The sequence below is a fragment of the Rhodospirillaceae bacterium genome, assembly GCA_002746255.1.
GTDB lineage: Bacteria > Pseudomonadota > Alphaproteobacteria.
In genome coordinates this window covers 66,706-86,345 of record NVWO01000005.1, presented here as the reverse complement: position 1 = coordinate 86,345, position 19,640 = coordinate 66,706, and the positions used below count along the sequence as shown (strand labels likewise).

13 protein-coding genes and 1 tRNA gene are annotated in these 19,640 nt (G+C 59.2%); 6 read left to right on the top strand and 8 right to left on the bottom strand.

Going from position 1 to position 19,640, the window contains the following annotated elements; genetic code table 11:
• Nucleotides 1–15: 15 nt before the first annotated feature.
• The 4 genes from COA65_04780 to COA65_04765 all read right to left on the bottom strand — a co-directional run bounded on the left by COA65_04780 (nucleotide 16) and on the right by COA65_04765 (nucleotide 4,560).
• The gene (locus COA65_04780) at nucleotides 16–1,953 is read right to left on the bottom strand and encodes an excinuclease ABC subunit C (protein ID PCJ60143.1); all 1,938 of its coding nucleotides are present in this window, start codon (nucleotides 1,951–1,953) and stop codon (nucleotides 16–18) included.
• Between the two features lie 314 nt (nucleotides 1,954–2,267).
• Complete coding sequence (gene folB / locus COA65_04775) at nucleotides 2,268–2,687, bottom strand: dihydroneopterin aldolase (protein ID PCJ60142.1); 420 nt, start codon at nucleotides 2,685–2,687, stop codon at nucleotides 2,268–2,270.
• A gap of 58 nt (nucleotides 2,688–2,745) precedes the next feature.
• On the bottom strand, nucleotides 2,746–3,516 hold the full coding sequence (locus tag COA65_04770) for a short chain dehydrogenase (GenBank protein PCJ60190.1): 771 nt from the start codon (nucleotides 3,514–3,516) through the stop codon (nucleotides 2,746–2,748).
• 75 nt (nucleotides 3,517–3,591) lie between these two features.
• A complete protein-coding gene (locus COA65_04765; GenBank protein PCJ60141.1) occupies nucleotides 3,592–4,560 on the bottom strand; it encodes a sodium:calcium antiporter in 969 nt (322 codons plus the stop codon).
• A 181-nt stretch (nucleotides 4,561–4,741) separates the two neighbouring features.
• Here COA65_04765 and COA65_04760 point away from each other — a divergent pair, with 181 nt between their 5' ends.
• Entirely contained in the window at nucleotides 4,742–6,448 is a 1,707-nt protein-coding gene (locus COA65_04760; protein PCJ60140.1) for a hypothetical protein, read from the top strand.
• 38 nt (nucleotides 6,449–6,486) lie between these two features.
• Here COA65_04760 and COA65_04755 read toward each other — a convergent pair whose 3' ends face one another.
• The 4 genes from COA65_04755 to COA65_04740 form a co-directional block, all read right to left on the bottom strand.
• Nucleotides 6,487–8,574, bottom strand: coding sequence for an excinuclease ABC subunit B (locus COA65_04755; GenBank protein ID PCJ60189.1), 2,088 nt, complete (start codon nucleotides 8,572–8,574; stop codon nucleotides 6,487–6,489).
• 81 nt (nucleotides 8,575–8,655) lie between these two features.
• Nucleotides 8,656–9,129, bottom strand: a complete 474-nt coding sequence (locus COA65_04750) for a transcription elongation factor GreA (GenBank protein ID PCJ60139.1) — start codon at nucleotides 9,127–9,129, stop codon at nucleotides 8,656–8,658.
• An 80-nt stretch (nucleotides 9,130–9,209) separates the two neighbouring features.
• Complete coding sequence (locus COA65_04745) at nucleotides 9,210–12,467, bottom strand: carbamoyl phosphate synthase large subunit (protein PCJ60138.1); 3,258 nt, start codon at nucleotides 12,465–12,467, stop codon at nucleotides 9,210–9,212.
• Entirely contained in the window at nucleotides 12,460–13,629 is a 1,170-nt protein-coding gene (locus COA65_04740) for a carbamoyl phosphate synthase small subunit (GenBank protein ID PCJ60188.1), read from the bottom strand. The genes COA65_04745 and COA65_04740 overlap by 8 nt, the downstream gene beginning before the upstream one ends.
• Before the next feature lie 334 nt (nucleotides 13,630–13,963).
• Here COA65_04740 and COA65_04735 point away from each other — a divergent pair, with 334 nt between their 5' ends.
• The 5 genes from COA65_04735 (at nucleotide 13,964) to COA65_04715 (ending at nucleotide 19,276) form a co-directional block, all read left to right on the top strand.
• On the top strand, nucleotides 13,964–14,419 hold the full coding sequence (locus tag COA65_04735; GenBank protein ID PCJ60137.1) for a glutamyl-tRNA amidotransferase: 456 nt from the start codon (nucleotides 13,964–13,966) through the stop codon (nucleotides 14,417–14,419).
• Nucleotides 14,420–14,471: 52 nt separating this feature from the next.
• Nucleotides 14,472–16,283, top strand: a complete 1,812-nt coding sequence (locus COA65_04730; GenBank protein PCJ60136.1) for a DNA primase — start codon at nucleotides 14,472–14,474, stop codon at nucleotides 16,281–16,283.
• 102 nt (nucleotides 16,284–16,385) lie between these two features.
• Nucleotides 16,386–18,383 carry an RNA polymerase sigma factor RpoD gene (locus COA65_04725; protein ID PCJ60135.1) on the top strand — a complete coding sequence of 666 codons (1,998 nt, stop codon included), beginning with the start codon at nucleotides 16,386–16,388 and terminating at the stop codon, nucleotides 18,381–18,383.
• A gap of 22 nt (nucleotides 18,384–18,405) precedes the next feature.
• Nucleotides 18,406–18,482, top strand: a tRNA-Met gene (locus COA65_04720).
• A gap of 128 nt (nucleotides 18,483–18,610) precedes the next feature.
• Nucleotides 18,611–19,276, top strand: a complete 666-nt coding sequence (locus tag COA65_04715) for an isoprenylcysteine carboxyl methyltransferase (GenBank protein ID PCJ60134.1) — start codon at nucleotides 18,611–18,613, stop codon at nucleotides 19,274–19,276.
• Nucleotides 19,277–19,640 lie beyond the last annotated feature (364 nt).

The window sequence follows — 19,640 nt, the reverse complement described above, 5'->3', positions numbered from 1 at the left end:
TGAATATCGATCATTCTAGCCGCCGCTATGAAAATGCTCATATATTTTTTTGGCGACCGTCCGGTTAATCCCCTCGACCTTTTCCAGATCCTTCAGGCCGGCGCTGGCGACGCTGCGGGCCGAGCCAAAATGATGCAGAAGGGCGTGCTTGCGTTTCCTGCCCACGCCTGAAATCGCATCCAGCACGGATTGGCGGATTGCCTTCGAGCGTTTCGCGCGATGGCTGCCAATGGCAAAACGGTGGACTTCGTCGCGAAGGCGTTCAAGGAAATAGAGCACCGGGTCGCGTGGCTTCAGCTGGAAGGGGGGCTTGCCCGGCTGGAAGAAACGCTCATGCCCGGCGTCCCGGTCCGGACCCTTGGCGATGGCGAGGACGGGAATGTCGCTCAATCCCAAATCTGCCAGCGTTTCGGTGGCGGCACGCAAATGGCCGCTGCCGCCATCAATCAGCAGCAGGTCCGGCCAGGCGAGGCTTTCGCGCGCGGGATCTTCCTTGAGCGCCCGGCTGAAACGTCGGGTCAGCATCTCGCGCATCATGCCGTAATCGTCGCCCGGTGTGATGCCGCCTTTGCCCGCGCTACGGATCGTGAATTTCCGATAGGCGCTTTTCAGAAACCCGGCAGGGCCGGCGACAATCATGGCGCCAACGGCATTCGTGCCCGAGATGTGGCTGTTGTCGTAAGCCTCGATCCGTTCCGGGCTGGATTCCAGACCAAAGGCCGTGGCCACGCCTTCGAGAAGCGTGCGTTGGGCGGCACTTTCCGCCAGCCGTCGGTCCAGGGCCTCGCGGGCATTTGCAAGGGCGTGGGCGATGAGTTTTCGTTTTCCCCCGCGCAGGGGGCGGGCAAGGGTGACGCCGTGCGCTGCCTTTAAGGAAAGGGCATCGGCCATCAAGGGCATGTGCGGAATTTTATGGCTTAGAAGAATGCGCTTCGGCGGTGGTTTGTTGTCGTAAAACTGGCCAAGAAAGGCGGCCAGCACATCTTCGGCCGTTTCGTGTTTTGCCTGGGCGGGGAAGTACGAACGGTTCCCCAAATTCTGCCCGGCGCGGAAGAAAAAAATCTGGATGCAGCAGGCATTGCCCGTTTGGTGGATGGCGATGACGTCGGTTTCGCCAAGGCCTTCGACAACAACATCCTGATGGGCCTGGATCTGGGTGAGCGCCTGAATGCGGTCGCGGTAGACGGCGGCGCTTTCATAGTCGAGCCGGGCGCTTGCCGCGCGCATTTTTTTGTCCAGCTTTTCCTGAACCTTGCGGGACCGGCCGGCGAGAAAGTCGCGGGCTTCCTGAACGATGGCCTCATATTCTTTGTGGGGGATGCGTCCCACGCAAGGTGCTGCACAGCGCCGGATCTGGTGTTGCAGGCAGGGCCGTGTCCGGTTTGCAAAAATGCCGTCCGAACAGGAGCGAAGCGGGAAGGCCCGTTCAAGGGCAGCCAGGGTCCGGTTTACCGCCCCGGCGGACGCAAAGGGCCCAAAATATTCGCCCTTCTGGCTGCGGGCTCCCCGGTGTTTCATGATGCGCGCCCAGGCATGGTCGCCGCGAATAAGAATGTAGGGGAAGGATTTATCGTCCCGAAGCAGGATGTTGTAGCGGGGCTTCAGCTTCTTGATCAGGTTGGCTTCAAGAAGCAGGGCCTCGGCCTCCGTATGGGTCGTGATGAATTCCATCGAAGCGGTCTCCGCCACCATTTTGGCGTGACGGGGCGACAGGCGTGCGGGTATGCAATAGCTGGCGACGCGTCGGCGAAGAGCTTTTGCCTTGCCGACGTAAAGCACCTTGCCGGTCGAGCCGATCATGCGGTAGACGCCCGGAGATTTTGGCAGGGTGGGGAGGTAGCGGGCGATGGCCTCGACCCCCGCCTTTACCGATGGCGGCACCAAGGACGGCACCGATGGTGGCGGAGCGGTCTTCTTCGGCCCGGTCCGCGATTGACGGGGTTTTGCGCTCATTCGATGGGGTCCGGCTCGCTTTAGAGAGAGTATAGAATAGGGGAAGTAGGAATGAACACCAAAGCTGTGGATAAGGCTGAGGATGACAGGCTGGAAATGCCGGAAAAAAGCCGTTTTTCTGGAGAACGGCTGGAAAAGGTGCTTTCGGCGATATTCGTCTAACAGACTGATTTAAAAAATAATTTTTTTTTACGATTGCCGGTCGCATTGAAAATGGCGGCAAAATTTCCAGGCAGATGCGCGCCGGTGGGTGCCTGTGTGCAACCCTGATCGCAACCCGTTCGGATAACACCTTGGTTTTCTTGTGGGATTGTTTAGCGTTCTTGGTTTGTACGCTGGCGCGTAATCTCGATACCGACGCAGGCGACGTCTTCGAAAACGTCGAGTTTCTCGACCCGCACCCGGGCTTCCTGGGTGCGCGCATCCTTCAGGCAGAAACTGGCAATCTTCTCGGCGAAGGTTTCGACAAGGTTGAGATGTCCGGCGGCGGCGATTTTTCGGACACCGGCGACAATTGCCTCATAACAGACGACGTCTTCGATCCGGTCTTTGATCGCGGCGGTGTTTTCATAAACGGCAAGGTCCACATTCACCCGGACACGCTGGGTGCGCCCGCGCTCGTGATGGTGCACCCCGATCTGGCAGGGAAGGATGAAGTCGCGAATGAAGACGCGGCGAAACGGTTTTTCCGTTTCGGTGGCGGGGCTGGGGCGAACGAGGTCGGGTTGTGACATCCTCGGCTTGTTCCCTGTTACGGATTTAAACCTTTACACCAACCCGTCTGGGTCGGGTCTATTCGCACGGCATGGTTTCATTCGGGGGCGGTGCCCAGCCAAGATGCTGACCGCCGTCCAGGGCCATCATTTGCCCGGTCATGGCGGGGGCTGCAAGCAGAAAACGTAAAGCCGCGCAGATTTCCTCCGGTGTCGTGCCGCGGCCAAGGGGCATTTTCGCCGCCTGGTGCGAGAATTGTTCGGCGGTTTGCCGTTGGGAAGGCAGCGTTGGCCCAGGGCCGATGGCGTTCACCCGGATGCGCGGGGCCAGGGCCAGCGCCATCGTCTGGGTGAGGGTCCAAAGCCCGGCTTTGCTGAGCGTGTAAGAGATAAAATGCGGCGTCAGATTCCATACCCGCTGGTCGATCAGATTGATGATGTTGCCATGGGTCTCTGGTGGAAGCGCGTTTGCGAAGGCCTGGGAAAGGACAAAGGGGGCGCGCAGGTTTACTTCCATATGGGCGTCCCAGCTTTGTCGTGTTGCCGTTGCTATCGTATCGAGTTCGAAAACCGATGCGTTGTTAACCAGCAGGCCAAGAGGCCCCAGCGCTTTGATCGCGCGCGGGACCAGCTCGGCGGTTTCCGCTTCGTTGGCGAGATCGGCATCGAGGAGGGCGGCGGTCGACCCAGCCTGCTGGATTTCTTCAGCCAGGGATTGCGCTGCTTCTGGTGAGTGGTGGTAGTGCAGGGCCACGCGCCAGCCATGGCGGGCCAGATCCAGCGCGATGGCCCGACCAATACGCTGGCCGGCCCCTGTGACCAGGGCGGTTTGGTGGGTTGTTGCCGTCATGATTGCCATCCTGATCGAAGGATGCGTGAGGGCCGGTGGTGTGACAAGCGGTCTGACATTTTTCTAGCGGCCTTTTTAGCCGATGGCGTTCACGCCGGAAAACCCGACGAACTGAAGGGTGATGTAGGCGGCATAGGCAAGCAGAAACAGGCCGCCGACGGCTCGCGGGATGCGGGTGCCAAGGGCGGTCAGAAGCACAAAGCAAAGCGTGACCCCTAAAAGGATCCAATTGTCGAAATGAATAATTTCATCGACGACGGGCAAGGGGGCGACAAGCCCCACCACGCCGAGAACGCCGCAAATGTTAAAGAGGCAGCTTCCCAGAATATTCGCCATCGCCACATCGCCATACCCGCGCCAGGCGGCAACGGCGGACGCGGCGAGTTCGGGAAGCGACGTGCCAAGCGCAACCAGGGTCAGCCCGATGACGGCTTGCGAGACGCCGGCCAGCTCTGCGATTTCGATGGCACCTCCAATCAGGAGTTCCGCGCCGAGAAGGATACCGGCAAACCCTGCCACCAATATCAGAAGGCTCTGCCAGGGGGGGCGGTGGTCGGGAATATCCGCCGCTTCGCGTGCGTGCAGATCGGCGATGTCTTTGTCTTTTCGCTCAAGCCGGTAACTGAAAACAACATAGGTGATGAGGCTTAGAAGAAAGATCGCGGCAATCGGGGTCGCGATGTGACCGGTGGTGGCAACCCCGAAAAAAACAACCGTCGCCACAACAAGGGCGATGCCGTCCCGTTTCAGGAGGCCGCGCTTGAAGGTGACGGTGGCCAGCACGCTTCCGAGTCCGGCGACAAGCAGAACGTTTGCGACGTTGCTGCCGACGACGTTGCCGATGGCAATGCCTGGTGCCCCGATCAACGCGGCCTTCAGGCTGACGAAGGCTTCGGGCAGGGACGTGCCGAAGGCGACGACGGTCAGGCCGATCAAAGCCCGGCTGACCCGAAGGTGGCGGGCAAGGGTGACGGCGGCGCGCACAAGAAATTCGCCTCCGGCAAACAGAAGGGCAAATCCAAACGCGATTTCAAGCAGAAGCATAGGCTGGCGCCATTCGGTGACGGGCAGAATGGCTCTTCTTTAGCATGGGACGCAGCAAGGGAAAAACGATTGGTGTTTCGGTGGCGGCGTTCCAGCCAAAAGGTTCCCTTGGTATTCGTCTGCGCCGCCGTTACATTCAAGCAACTAGGCAGAGGCCACAGGACGGGAAATTCTTCGCAGGATGCCAGAATCGAGCAACCTTCTCGACGTTCTTATTCTGCTCGTTGCTGCCGTCTTTGTCGTTCCAATCGTTCAGCGCCTTCGTTTCAGTCCCATCTTTGGCTACCTTGCCGCAGGCGCGCTGATTGGCCCCTACGGGTTTGCCATGCTGGCGGATGTCGAAGGCGTAAAGGCGCTGGCGAAGTTCGGCGTCGTTTTCCTTCTCTTTATGATCGGGCTGGAACTTTCCGTCGAGCGGCTGCGCCTGATGAGCCGGCTTGTCTTCGGCCTTGGCACGTTGCAGGTTCTCACTTGCGGCCTGGTGCTTGGTGCGGTGGCGATCTGGTTTGGCGAGGCGGCGCCGACGGCGATTTTGATAGGCGCCGGGCTGGCGCTTTCCTCGACGGCGATTGTTCTTCAGACGCTGGTTGAGCGTGGCGAACTGGCAAGCCGGGTCGGACGCACCACTCTCAGCATTCTCCTGTTTCAGGATCTGGCGGTCGGCCCCTTGCTTCTACTTGTCGGCATGCTTGGCGAGGACGCGGCGTCCATCCCGCTGGCCCTTGGGGAGACCGCAATACGGGCGGCGATTGCGCTGGTGGCAATCTTTGTTTTCGGGCGGCTGCTTCTGCGGCCCATCTACCGGATGATTGCCTCGACGGCAAACCCTGAAATTCTGTCGGCGGTAACGCTGTTGCTTGTGCTCGGTATCGGCTGGGCGACGGAACAGCTCGGCATTTCCATGGCCCTTGGCGCCTTTCTTGCCGGCATGATGCTGGCCGAAACGGAATACAGGCACCACGTTGCCGCTGATATTCAGCCCCTTCGTGCCATTTTTCTAGGCCTCTTTTTCATGGCCGTCGGCATGTTGATCGACCTTGCCTATATCCTCGATCATGCGGCCCTTGTCGGGTCGATTGTCCTCGGCATCCTTTTCACGAAGTCGGTGTTGATTGCCGTTCTCTGCCGCGTCTTCGGCTACAACTGGAATCGCAGCCTTCGGATAGGTCTTCTGCTTGCCCAGGGCGGCGAGTTTTCTTTCATCCTGTTTGGTGCCGGCATGCAATTGGGCGTGCTTTCCGAGCCGACGGGCCAGCTTCTTTTGGCGGCGGTGGCGCTGACGATGGTGCTGACCCCGGTCCTGGCCTTCTTCAGCACCCGTATCGCGCGCGCGATGACCGAAAAGACGGGACCGAAAGTCGAAGAGATTGTGAAGAAAATAAAACCCCTGCAAGGGCACGTCATACTTGCCGGGTTCGGCCGTCAGGGACAAACCGTTGCCCGCCTTTTGACGGAACGCGGCATTCCCTACATGGGTATCGACATGGATGCGAACAATGTAACGTTCTGGCGGGGGCGAAAATTGCCGATTTATTACGGCGATGCCCGTCGGCTGGACGTTTTAAACGCGGTGGGGGCAGGCCGCGCGTCGGCGGCATTGATTGCCATTGACAGCAGGCAGGCGACGGAACGCACCCTTGCCGTGTTGCGGAAAAATTTCCCCAATCTTCGCATCGTTGTCCGCGCCCATGACCGTCAACACGGTCGCGCCCTTGAAGTTGCCGGCGCCACGGTTGCCGTTTCGGAAACCCTGGAAGCAAGCCTGCATCTTGCCGGGACCGTCCTTCATGCCATCGGCACGCCGGATGAGGACATTCATGCCATTATGAAAGAAGCGCGCCGCAACAATTACGCTTCCTTCGAAAGAGCAATCGAACCGCCGGCATAAGGCTCTGTCCGCCCCGGCGGCGTGCCCGGCAGGCGTTCCTATTTCCGGCGCTTCGTTGATTGCCGTGGTGCGCCCGGCAGGATTTCAAGGTCGCGGTCGCGCAGGCGCCTGGCCTCGTCACGCAGGCGCGCGGCTTCCTCGAATTCCAGATCGGCCGCGGCTTCGTGCATCTGTTTTTCAAGATGGGCCAAGTGGCTTTTCAAATTGTTGCCAACAAGATGTTCGGTTTCTTCAAGGGCCACGTTCGCGTGGTCGCGTTCGTAAACGCTTTGCAGCACGTCGCCGATGGACTTGCGGATGCTTTCCGGTGTGATGCCGTGTTCGACGTTGTAAAGGTTCTGCTTTTCGCGCCGCCGGTTTGTTTCGTCGATTGCGTATTGCATCGAATCGGTGATGCGATCGGCGTAAAGAAGAACGCGCCCATCGACGTTGCGGGCGGCGCGGCCAATCGTCTGAACAAGCGACGTTTTCGAACGAAGAAAGCCCTCCTTGTCGGCGTCTAAAATCGCCACCAATGCGCATTCGGGAATGTCGAGGCCTTCGCGAAGCAGGTTGATTCCGATCAGCACATCAAAGGCACCAAGGCGAAGGTCGCGGATGATGTCGATGCGCTCCAGGGTGTCGATATCCGAGTGGAGATAGCGCACGCGGATTCCCGCGTCGTGCAAATATTCGGTCAAATCCTCCGCCATCCGTTTGGTCAGTGTCGTGACCAGCACGCGCTGGGATTTTTTGGCGCATTCCCGACATTCCGCAAGTAAATCATCAACCTGGGTTTCGATTGCGCGCACGCAAACCGGCGGGTCCATCAGGCCGGTAGGCCGGATGATCTGTTCGATGAAGACGCCCTGGGTGCGTTCCATTTCCCACGGGCCGGGTGTTGCGGAAACAAACAGCGTCTGGGGCCGGATGATGTCCCATTCCTCGAATTTCAGGGGCCGGTTGTCGATGCAGGAGGGCAGCCGGAAGCCATATTCGGCAAGGTTCGATTTGCGCTGAAAATCGCCCCGGTACATGCCACCAAGCTGGGGCACGGTGACGTGACTTTCGTCGACGATCAGAAGGGCATTTTCGGGCAGATATTCGAACAGGGTTGGTGGTGCTTCGCCCGGCTCGCGGCCGGTCAGGTAACGCGAGTAATTCTCGATCCCGGCGCAGCTGCCGGTGGTTTCCATCATTTCAAGGTTGAAGAGCGTCCGCTCTTCAAGGCGTTGCGCTTCCAGAAGTTTCCCGGCTTTTGTGAATTCCTCAAGGCGGATTTTCAGATCCGTACGGATTTTCTTGATGGCTTGTTGCAGGGTCGGGCGCGGGATCACATGGTGGCTGTTTGGATAAATGCGGATGGCGGGCAATTGGTTCGTTTTTTCGCCGGTCAGCGGGTCAAACTCGGTCAGGGCTTCGACCTCGTCTCCGAAAAGCGCGACGCGCCAGGCCCGGTCTTCAAGATGGGCGGGAAAAATTTCCACACTGTCGCCGCGCACCCGGAAAGTGCCACGGCGAAAGTCGATGTCGTTGCGGCGGTATTGAAGCGCAACCAGACGGCGTAAAAGATCGCTGCGTTCCAGTTGCGCATTGGTGCGAATGTCAATTGCCATGCGTGCGTAGGATTCGACCGTGCCAATGCCGTAGATGCAGGAAACGCTGGCGACGACGATCACGTCCTGGCGTTCGAGGAAGGCGCGCGTCGCCGAATGGCGCATGCGGTCGATCGCCTCGTTGATGGAGGCGTCTTTCTCGATATAGGTGTCCGTGCGCGGGACGTAGGCTTCCGGCTGGTAATAGTCGTAATAGGAAACGAAATATTCGACGGCGTTGTCGGGAAAGAAGCCTTTCATCTCACCGTAAAGCTGGGCGGCAAGGGTCTTGTTTGGCGCCATGATCAGGGCTGGGCGCTGGACGCGCTCAATCACTTTGGCCATGGTAAAGGTCTTGCCCGAGCCGGTCACGCCAAGGAGAACCTGCTCGCGTTCGCCGCCTTCAAGGCCGGTGACAAGTTCATCAATGGCCTGGGGCTGATCGCCGGCGGGCTGAAAGTCCGAAACAACGCGCAGGGGGCTCATCATCTTGCGCGGGAGGGTCTTGCGTGGCAAGGCGGTGTCGGGCAGGGGGGCGCTTTCCTTTGACATGCTTTCCTTCGGCGCAGGCTTTCCGGCCAGATATGCTTGGGACACGCTCGGATTGTCGGCCTGTGCTGTTAACGGGTATCGTTAACGATATTTGACCGAAAGAATCTCATAGGATTTTGACCCGGCGGGCGTCGTCACTTCGACGAAGCTGCCCTTTTCCTTGCCGATCAGYGCGCGTGCCAGRGGGGCRGAAATGGAAAGCCGCCCGGCATCAATGTCCGATTCATCGGCGCCGACGATCTGATAGGTGGCCTTTTCCGCCGTGTCTTCGTCGGCAAGCTTCACCGTGGCACCAAACTTGATCGTCTTGCCGGACAGCTTGGCAACGTCGATCACCTCGGCGCGGCTGGTCACCGCTTCAAGCTCGGCAATGCGGCCTTCCACAAAGGACTGCTTGTCGCGTGCTGCGTGGTATTCCGCGTTCTCGGAAAGGTCGCCATGCTCGCGCGCCTCTGCAATCGCCTGGATCACGGCCGGGCGTTCGCTGGTCTTCAGATGTTTCAGCTCTTCCTGAAGGCGGTTGAGCCCAGGGGCCGTCATGGGAAGCTTGTCCATGGCTCAAAGCAACTCCTGCCCCCGGATGGCGACGGGGCCATGGCAGGGGCTTTGGGTGATTTCCGGATTTTCCGGAGGGATTAACGCGACCCGTTAAAGTAGGACTGCAGCGGTGCAACTTCAAGGGTGCCGCCGCGAAGCGCCGCGATGGCCTCGATGGAGGCCAGAATTCCGGCAACGGTTGTGTAATAGGGAATTTTGTTGAGCAGGGCGGTCCGGCGAAGGTCGAGGCTGTCGGCGATGGCCTGGGCGCCCTCGGTCGTGTTGAAGACCAGATCGACGTCGCCCCCCTTCATGGCGTCGACGATATGGGGCGGCCCTTCCGCCACTTTGTTAATCGAGGTGACGGCCAGCCCGGCTTCTTGAAGGCAGGCGGCGGTGCCATGGGTGGCGAGAAGGCGAAAGCCCATGTCGATCAGGCGGCGACCGGGCGCGACCATCGCCGCCTTGTCGCTGTCCTTGACCGAGATGAACACGACGCCCGTTTGCGGCAGCAGCGTGCCGCTGCCAAGCTGGGCTTTTGCAAAGGCATGGCCGAAATCGCGGTCGATTCCCATGACCTCGCCGGTTGATTTCATTTCTGGGCCAAGCAGAATGTCGACGCCGGGGAACCGCGCAAAAGGAAAGACGGCTTCCTTGACCGCGATGTGACGCACCGGTGGCGAGCGCAGGTCGAAATCGGCAAGGGTTTCCCCGGCCATGATCCGGGCCGCGATCTTGGCAATCGGCACGCCGGTCGCTTTGGCGACGAAGGGCACCGTGCGGCTGGCCCGTGGGTTCACCTCCAGAATATAGATGTCGCCGTCTTTTACGGCCATCTGCACGTTCATCAGCCCGCGAACGTCGAGCGCCAGGGCCATCGCCTTTGTCTGGGCGCTGATTTCCGCAATCGTTTCGTTGGAAAGCGAGTGCGGCGGCAGGCAACAGGCGGAATCGCCAGAATGAATGCCAGCCTCTTCGATATGTTCCATGATGCCTGCGATGTAAACGGATTTGCCGTCCGAAATGGCGTCGATATCAACCTCGATCGCCGATTGCAGATAGGAATCGATCAACACCGGGTTTGTGCCCGAAACCTTTACCGCTTCGGTCATGTAACGCAGCAGGGAGGCTTCCTCGTGCACGATTTGCATGGCGCGTCCGCCAAGCACATAGGACGGTCGGACGACAAGCGGGTAGCCGATTTTATCTGCGACCTGCACGGCCTCTTCAAGCGAATGGGCAATGCCGTTTTTTGGCTGGCGCAACTTCAGCTTCGCAAGCAGACCCTGAAAACGCTCGCGGTCTTCGGCCAGGTCGATGGCGTCCGGTGACGTGCCGAGGATCGGGATGTCGGCCTGTTCAAGGGCGGCGGCCAGTTTCAGCGGCGTCTGGCCGCCGAATTGCACGATGACGCCATGCAAATTTCCCTTTGTCCGTTCGGTCCGCGCGATTTCGATCACGTCTTCGGTGGTTAGCGGTTCGAAATAAAGCCGGTCGGACGTGTCGTAATCCGTCGAAACGGTTTCCGGGTTGCAGTTGACCATGATCGTTTCGAAGCCGGCTTCGGAAAGGGCGTAGGCCGCGTGGACGCAGCAATAGTCAAATTCGATTCCCTGGCCGATGCGATTGGGTCCGCCGCCAAGAATAAGCACCTTGTTGCGGTCGCTTGGGTCCGCCTCGCATTCCGGCGCCTGTCCTGGCGCCCATTTCGGCTCATAGGTCGAATACATATAAGGCGTGAGGGATGGAAATTCGCCACCGCAGGTGTCCACGCGCTTGTAAACGGGGTGGACGGAATGCTGCTCGCGAAGGCGGGCGATGTCTTTCTCCTGCAAATTGGTCAATTCCGCCAGACGCGCGTCGGAAAAGCCAAGCCCCTTCAGTTCGACAAGGCCGGCGGCCGTCTCTGGCAGGCCTTCGCGTTGCAGGCGGGTCTCAATTTTGATGAGGGTCTGGATCTGATCCAGGAACCACGGGTCGTATTTCGTGGCTTCGTGTATTTCTTCAAAGGGGATGTCCCTGCGGAAGGCTTCGGCGATCCAGAGAATGCGATCCGGGGTTGGCTCGTTTAACCCCACCTTTACTTGTGCAAGGGCGTCGGCGGCATTCACGCCATCGGCCAGCGGCGTGTTCAATCCGGTCAGGTCGGTTTCCATCGATCGCAGGGCCTTTTGAAGCGATTCGGCAAAATTGCGACCGATGGCCATCGCTTCGCCAACGGATTTCATCGACGTGGTGAGCCGATGCGTCGTGCCTGGAAATTTTTCGAAGGTAAAACGCGGCACCTTCGTGACCACGTAATCGATCGTTGGTTCGAAGGACGCCGGCGTGACTTTCGTGATGTCGTTCACCAGTTCGTCCAGCCGGTAGCCGATTGCAAGCTTTGCCGCGATTTTGGCGATTGGAAAACCGGTCGCTTTCGACGCCAGCGCGGAGGACCGCGACACGCGTGGGTTCATTTCGATGACAAGCAGACGGCCGGTCTTCGGGTCCACGGCAAACTGGACGTTGGACCCGCCGGTATCGACGCCGATCTCGCGCAGAACCGCGATCGAGGCGTTCCGCATGATCTGGTATTCCTTGTCCGTCAGGGTCAGCGCCGGTGCGACCGTGATGCTGTCGCCGGTGTGCACGCCCATCGGGTCGATGTTTTCGATTGCGCAGATGATGATGCAGTTGTCCGCGCTGTCGCGAACGACCTCCATCTCATATTCTTTCCAACCAAGGACGGATTCTTCGATCAGGACTTCGTCGGTTGGCGAGGCATCAAGGCCGCCGGCGACGATGGTTTCAAATTCTTCCCGGCTATAGGCAATGCCGCTGCCGGTACCGCCAAGGGTGAAGGATGGGCGGATGATGGCCGGCAGTCCGACTTTCTCCAGGGCGTCCCAAGCGTCGACCATGTCATGGGCAAGATGGCTTTTTGGACATTCGAGGCCGATGCGCGTCATCGCCTCGCGAAAACGCTCGCGGTCTTCCGCCTTGTCGATGGCATCCTGGGAGGCACCGATCAGCGCGACGCCGAATTTTTCAAGCACGCCCTCGCGGGCAAGGGTCAGCGCCATGTTCAGGGCGGTCTGCCCGCCCATGGTGGGCAGCAGGGCGTCGGGGCGTTCCTTCTCGATGATCTTGGCAATCAGCGGCGCCGTGATCGGCTCGATGTAGGTGGCGTCGGCAAGGTCCGGATCGGTCATGATCGTCGCCGGGTTCGAATTGACAAGGATCGTGCGGTAGCCCTCTTCCTTTAACGCCTTGCAGGCTTGGGTGCCGGAATAGTCGAACTCGCAGGCCTGGCCAATGACAATCGGGCCGGCGCCGATGATGAGGATCGATTGAATGTCGGTGCGTTTAGGCATCGCGTTCGATCCTGCTTAAAAACCGTTGGAACAGATAATGGCTGTCATGGGGGCCGGGGGAGGCCTCCGGATGATATTGGACCGAAAAGATAGGTTTGTCCGCGACGCGTAACCCTTCGAGGGACTGGTCGAAAAGCGAGGCATGAGACATGGTGACGCCTTTCGGAAGGCTTTCCTTGCAGACGACGAAGCCGTGATTCTGGCTTGTGATTTCAACGCGCCCCGTTTCCAGGTCTTTTACCGGATGATTGGCGCCGCGATGGCCTAAAAACATTTTTTTCGTCTTTGCGCCCAGGCTGAGAGCAAGAAGCTGATGGCCAAGGCAGATGCCAAAGATTGGAACGCCGGAGGAGATGATCTCTTTTAGCATCGGAACGGCGTATTTTGCCGTCGCCGCCGGGTCGCCAGGGCCGTTCGAAAGAAAGATGCCATCGGGTTTGCGGTCAAGGACATCGGCCGCACTTGCCGTTGCCGGCAGCACGGTGACGCGCGCGCCGGCGTTGGCGAGCGTGCGCAGGATGTTCCACTTGACCCCAAAATCAATGGCGACGATATGGTGGCGGGGTGCCGTTACCCGGCCATGGCCCTTGCCCAGTTGCCAGCAGGTCTCGTCCCAGTCGTAGGGTTCGGCGGTGGTGACGTCTTTTGCCAGATCCATGCCTTCGAGGCCCGGCCAGGCCTGGGCCATTTTGTGCAGGGCATCAAGGTCAAAGCGCCCGTCCGCCGAGTGACAGATCACGCCTTTCGGGGCGCCGTTGTCGCGGATGTGACGGGTCAGTCGCCGCGTGTCCACGCCGGTCAGGCCGATAAGGCCCTCGGCCTTGGCCCAGGCGTCCAGGTGGTGTTCGCTGCGGAAGTTTGATGCCTCCGTGATCGCCGTGCGCAGGACAAAGCCCCGGGCTGTGGGGTGGGTGCGCTCCCGGTCGGTGGCGTTCGTGCCGACATTGCCGATATGGGGGAAGGTGAAGGTAATAATCTGGCCGGCATAGGAAGGGTCCGTAAGGATTTCCTCATAGCCGGTCATCGCGGTGTTGAAGCAAATTTCGCCGACCGCCGCGCCGGTGGCGCCGCATCCGGCGCCCCACAAGACGTGGCCGTCTTCCAGCACCAATATTGCCGAGACGCCGGGAGGGAGGGTCCCGTCTTTACGAAAGGCGCGCATCGGTTTGGCTGGGGACATTTCGCGCATGGTTCCTTCTGGCATTTCTCGACCCGTCAGCGGCGCTCGCTTTCGGCCCTTGCGGGCGAACCCTTGCGAGCAAGCGTGCTCGCCCGCCTTCGGCGGGGTTTTGGGTCCGTGGCTTGGAAGCAGTGGACGCGTTTTAGGGGGTCCGGCGTTTCATAAGCAAAAGCCCTGTCGCCGTCAAGGGAGCACTGCGCTTAAAAAGAACAAGAAAATCAGCGGGTTACTAAATTTCAGGTGGTTGCTAAACCCAGAAAATTCCTGTAATATCTTTCGTTCCCGAAATCGCGTCCTAACATTTTGGCACCCCGGCATGCTGCGCACCCAATTGAGTGAAGCGCTGAAAGAAGCGTTGAAGTCGCAGGATAAAATAGCGCGTTCAACGTTGCGCCTGATCCTTGCTGCGTTAAAGGACAGGGACATTGCCGTGCGGCCGGAGCGTGGCGACGCGGGCCTTGACGATACGGAAATTCTACAACTTCTGCAAAAGATGGTGAAGCAGCGCGGCGAATCCATTGCGCTTTACGAACAGGGGGGTCGTCAGGATCTCGTTGATCGGGAACGCGCCGAGATTGTAATCATCACGCGCTTTTTGCCCAGGCAGATGGCGGATGACGAATTGCGCGAAGCAGTCGAAGTGATCGTTGCAGAGGAAAAAGCCGCCCATTTGAAGGACATGGGCCGCGTGATGGCGGCGCTTCGCGCGCGCTATGCCGGGAAAATGGATTTTTCCCGGGCAAGTGGCATTGTAAAAGGGATGCTTGGCTAACACGCGCCTGTGTGAGCATGGCGGGTTTTGCAGGCAGGACAATCGACGGGCGATGCGTTTTTCATCCCAGTTTCTTGACGAGTTGCGCGACCGGGTGCCGCTTTCCGACACCATCGGTCGCCATGTGCAGCTGCGCCGTCGTGGGCGCGAACAGCTTGGCCTCTGCCCCTTCCACAAAGAAAAGACGCCTTCCTTCACCGTGAACGACGAGAAGGGTTTCTACCACTGCTTCGGTTGCGGCGCCCATGGCGACGTCATTGCTTTTGAGATGAACCACGGCGGCCTTGCCTTTCCTGATGCGGTCGAACGGCTGGCCGGGATTGCCGGTGTGGCGATGCCACAATCCAGCCCGGAGGCGGTTGCCCGCGAGAAGGTAGAGGATCGCCTGATCGGCGTCCTTGAAGCGGCGACCCGCTGGTACGAAGGGGAATTGCACGGGCCTCGGGGTGCGGCGGCCCTTGCCTATGTGAAGAATCGCGGGCTGAATGACGCGACAATCCAGCGTTTTCGCTTGGGATTCGCCCCGGAAGGCAGGGGGTTGCTGATCGCGGCCCTTGGCGAACAGGGTTTTTCAGAGGGTGAGATGCTGGAAACCGGCCTGCTTGTGGCGGTGGACGCCCCAAAGGCGCCGTTCGAACGTTTTCGCCAGCGTATTCTTTTTCCGATTACGAATCGCCGCGACCGGGTGATCGCGTTTGGTGGTCGTCTCTTTAGTGAAACAAGCGGGCGGCTCGCAAAATACATTAATTCGCCGGAAACGCCGCTCTTTAACAAGGGCAGCATCCTTTACGGCGTGGCGGCGGCGAAGGCGTCGGCGCGCCAGCGCCATGAGGTAATCGTCGCCGAAGGCTATATGGACGTGTTGGCGCTGCACCAGGCGGGATTGTCCCAGGCCGTGGCTCCCCTTGGTACGGCGCTCACCGAGACGCAGATTGCCGAGCTGTGGCGTTTGGCACCAGAGCCGATCCTTTGTTTCGACGGCGATGCGGCGGGGCTGCGCGCCGCCACCCGTGCGGCTGAACGGGCCTTGCCAGGGCTGCGCGCCGGGCATTCCCTGCGCTTTGCAAGCCTTCCCAGCGGTGAAGACCCCGACAGCCTGCTGCTTGGTGGAGGGGCGCCGGCCATGCGGCGTCTGCTTGATGCCGCCCGGCCGCTGGCGGATGTCTTATGGGAGGCCTGCTTTGCGGAACGGCCCGCCGACACGCCGGAACGCCGCGCTGCGCTGGAAAGCCGCCTGGAAGCCCTGGTCCGGCGTATTGAGGACCGGAATGTGCAGGCGCATTACCGCAGCGATTTCCGCGCCCGCCTTTGGCAGGCTTCGGGCCGCGGCAAAGGAAAAAAAGCAGCCGAGGCGTCAATGGCCGTGCCTGTCACCGACCCGGTAAAGAAAAGTCAGCAGATTCTTGTGGCGATTGTGATCAATCACCCCGACCTATATAACGACCTGGCTGAGCGTTTCGGCAGCCTTGCGTTCACGCTCCCCGATCTTGACCGCCTGCGCCAGGCGATTGTCCTGGCTTTTAGCGAGGATCCGGGCCTTGATACCGAGCGGCTGACGCGCCATCTTGAGGCTGGCGGCTTTTCCGATGCTCTGGCCCCATTGCTGCGGTCGGACTTTTATGCGAGTGCGGGGGCCTTCGTGCGGCCGCAGGCACCGGCGGAGCAGGTTTTTGCGGGTTGGGCAGAGGCGTTGCGCCGCCTGCATAAGACGACAGAGGAAGCAGAACTTCGCGATGCGGAACGGGCGCTGGCGGATAATCTGACGGAAGAAACGTGGCGGCGGCTTAAGGGCCGAAAACAATTGGACAATTTGCCGACGGAAGAGGCTTCCGGCGAGGGCGTTGCCCCGGCGGGAACGGATTGACGGAAGGACAAAGCTTTTTGGACAGCCTTGCACCCCAGTGATTTCACGCCGGGGGAGGGTGGTTTAAGGAAGCTTTTCGAGCGCAGGAGAGAATAGAAATTCATGGCTTCGAAAACATCACAAGCAGCAAGCACCGCGAAAGCGAGCGAGGCGATTGGGGATTCCCCCTTGATCGACAATGCGAACGCCGCGGTAAAAAAATTATTCGCGATTGGCAAAGAGCGCGGTTACGTCACCTATGACGAACTGAACGCAGCCCTGCCGTCGGGCGAGACGTCCTCCGAGCAGATCGAAGACATCATGGCGTTGATGTCAGAGATGGACATCAATCTCGTTGATTCGGACGAAAGCGACGACAATTCCAGCGAAACTCCCGCAAAGGAATCCGGGGGGGGTAAAGAGGAAGAAGAAAAAACCGCCGGAAATTACGACGACTCCGAGCTTGGGCGAACGGACGACCCGGTTCGGATGTATTTGCGCGAAATGGGCAGTGTCGAGCTGCTTTCCCGCGAGGGAGAGATTGCCATCGCCAAGCGGATCGAGGCGGGACGGAACAAGATGATCGGCGGCATTTGCGAGAGTCCGACAACGATTCGCGCGATTGTGGAATGGCGGAAAGGCCTGGCAGACGGCAGCACGCTTCTTCGCGATGTCATCGATCTGGATGCAACCTATGGCGGCACGAAGGCTGGGGCCGAAAGCGAAAAGAAAAAATACGAAGAGAGCGAAGACAAAAAAGGCACCGGGGCGGAAGGGCCAGCGGCAACAGAAGGGAAGACGGAGGGCGAAAAAGAAAAGACCGAGGGCGATGACGACGAAGACGACGAAATTCCCGTTTCGATGGCGGTGATGGAGGAAACGCTGCTGCCGGACATTCTGGAGCTTTTCGACGCTATTTCTTCGGCCTATAAAAAATTCCACCGCCTTCAGGAAAAACGCTTCGAAATTTTTCATAAGGCAGAGAAACCCACACCCGCTCAGGAAAAGCGCTATGAGCGCCTGAGAGTCGACCTTGTCGGGCTTATGCAGACCGTTCGTCTCAACAATGGGCGCATTGAGGATCTGGTTGAATATCTAAAACTGTTGAGCCGTCGCCTCGTGATGCTGGAAGGGCGCATGCTCCGCCTTGCAACGGGCTGCAAGGTGAAGCGGGAGGACTTTCTGGAGCGCTATCTCGGTCACGAACTGGACCCGAATTGGCTCGATCAGGTTTCCGATCTGAAAACACGAGGCTGGAAGGCGTTCGTGAAGAAGCACGGGGACGAGATCAAGGACATCCGTAGTGAAATTATCGAGATGTCGATTGAGGCCGGGTTGCCCATCGTCGAATTCAAGCGCATTGTCAGCACGGTTCAGGCGGGTGAACAACGGGCCAACCAGGCAAAAAAGGAAATGATCGAGGCAAATTTGCGCCTGGTTATTTCGATTGCCAAGAAATACACAAACCGTGGCTTGCAGTTTCTCGACCTTATTCAGGAAGGGAACATCGGCCTTATGAAGGCCGTGGACAAATTTGAATACCGGCGTGGCTACAAGTTCTCAACCTATGCCACCTGGTGGATTCGCCAGGCCATCACGCGTTCAATCGCCGATCAGGCGCGTACGATCCGTATTCCGGTTCACATGATTGAGACGATCAACAAGCTCGTGCGCACCTCGCGTCAGATGTTGCACGAACTCGGACGTGAGCCGACGCCGGAAGAGGTGGCGGTGAAGCTCAGCATGCCGCTGGATAAGGTGCGCAAGGTGCTGAAGATCGCGAAAGAGCCGATCAGCCTCGAAACCCCGATCGGGGACGAGGAAGACAGCCATCTTGGCGACTTCATTGAAGACAAAAACGCCGTGCTGCCATTGGAGGCGGCGATCCAGGGGAATTTGCGGGAAACGACGACGCGCATTCTGGCTTCCCTTACGCCAAGGGAAGAGCGTGTCCTGCGCATGCGCTTTGGCATCGGCATGAACACAGACCACACCCTTGAAGAGGTGGGGCAGCAATTCGCAGTGACTCGCGAGCGTATCCGTCAGATCGAAGCAAAAGCGCTTCGCAAGCTGAAGCATCCCTCGCGTTCCCGCAAGCTGCGCAGTTTCCTCGACACGTGATCTGGGTCTATCTTTTGTCTCCGGGCCCGTAGTTCAGTTGGTTAGAACTGGCCGCTCATAACGGTCGTGTCGCAGGTTCGAATCCTGCCGGGCCCACCATTCTTCGCCGAAGTTATCTGCATTTACGGCGTCGCGTGTTTTGGTGCGCCGCACCGCGCGTCTTGCAATAGGGGGGTGTGACGCATAGACTTCGCGCAGCCGGTCGGCTGTAGGCATGTGAAGGCGTGATGTCTGACAAGAATCCCGAAGCTGAAACCGCCCCGGCAGCGTTCCCGTTGCCGTCTCCCGGCCTTTCCAGTGTTCAACGTCGTCGCAAGCGCATCATCTTTGTTGTGGCGCTGCTGCTTTTGTTTGCGGCGCTCTTCACGCAATCCTGGTGGGGGCCAGAGGGGTTCTGGCACGAGGATATCGAGGTCGTGGGGATGGTTCTTATCGGCCTTTGCGTGCTTGGGCGGACTTGGTGCAGCCTGTATATCGGAGGGCATAAGAGCGCGACAATCATTCGCACAGGGCCCTACGCGGTCGTGCGCAATCCGCTTTATGTGTTTTCCGTTGTTGCGGCTGGTGCGACAGGGCTTTTGGCCGGCAGCATCGTCGTTGGTGCCCTGTTTGCCCTTCTGATTTTTCTGATTTTCAATGGCGTTATCCGGAAAGAAGAAACCTTTCTATTAAAGAAATTCGACGGCCCCTATCGCGACTATCTGGCTACAACGCCGCGCTGGCTCCCTAATTGGCGTCTATGGAAAGATGCTGACACGCTCGTCGTACGCCCCAACCTCGTCTGGATGACCTTCCGGGACGCCTCCCTTTTCTATCTGGCGTATCCCCTTTTCGAGGGGATTGAGTGGCTGCAGGCAACCGGCATCCTGCCGGTCTATCTGTGGTTGCCGTAACGACGCTACCGGCTGCCTGTCCAGACGGTCAGGGCCATGAGGGCGGCAATCGCCAGAACCGATAGAATCCTGAGGAGGATGCGCACCTCCCTGTCTGTGCTGCTGATAAACGCCATTGGATGGCTCCACCTTTGTTGCTGTGCGCCGGATCTTTGTGCGAAGGGCTTTGTGCAAAAAGTCGGCTTCGGGAAAGGGTCAGCCGGAACGGTGCCCTTTGTCGAATCATAATTTTTTCATGCGACCGCAATGCAAAATGGAAAAGTCCCTTTAATCGGGCACATGAAGCTTTGCGGCATGCGGTGCAGCAAAAGTTATCCACAAAAACAGGTTGCTGAATGTTGACCTATTTGGGGGCGCGGCGGCG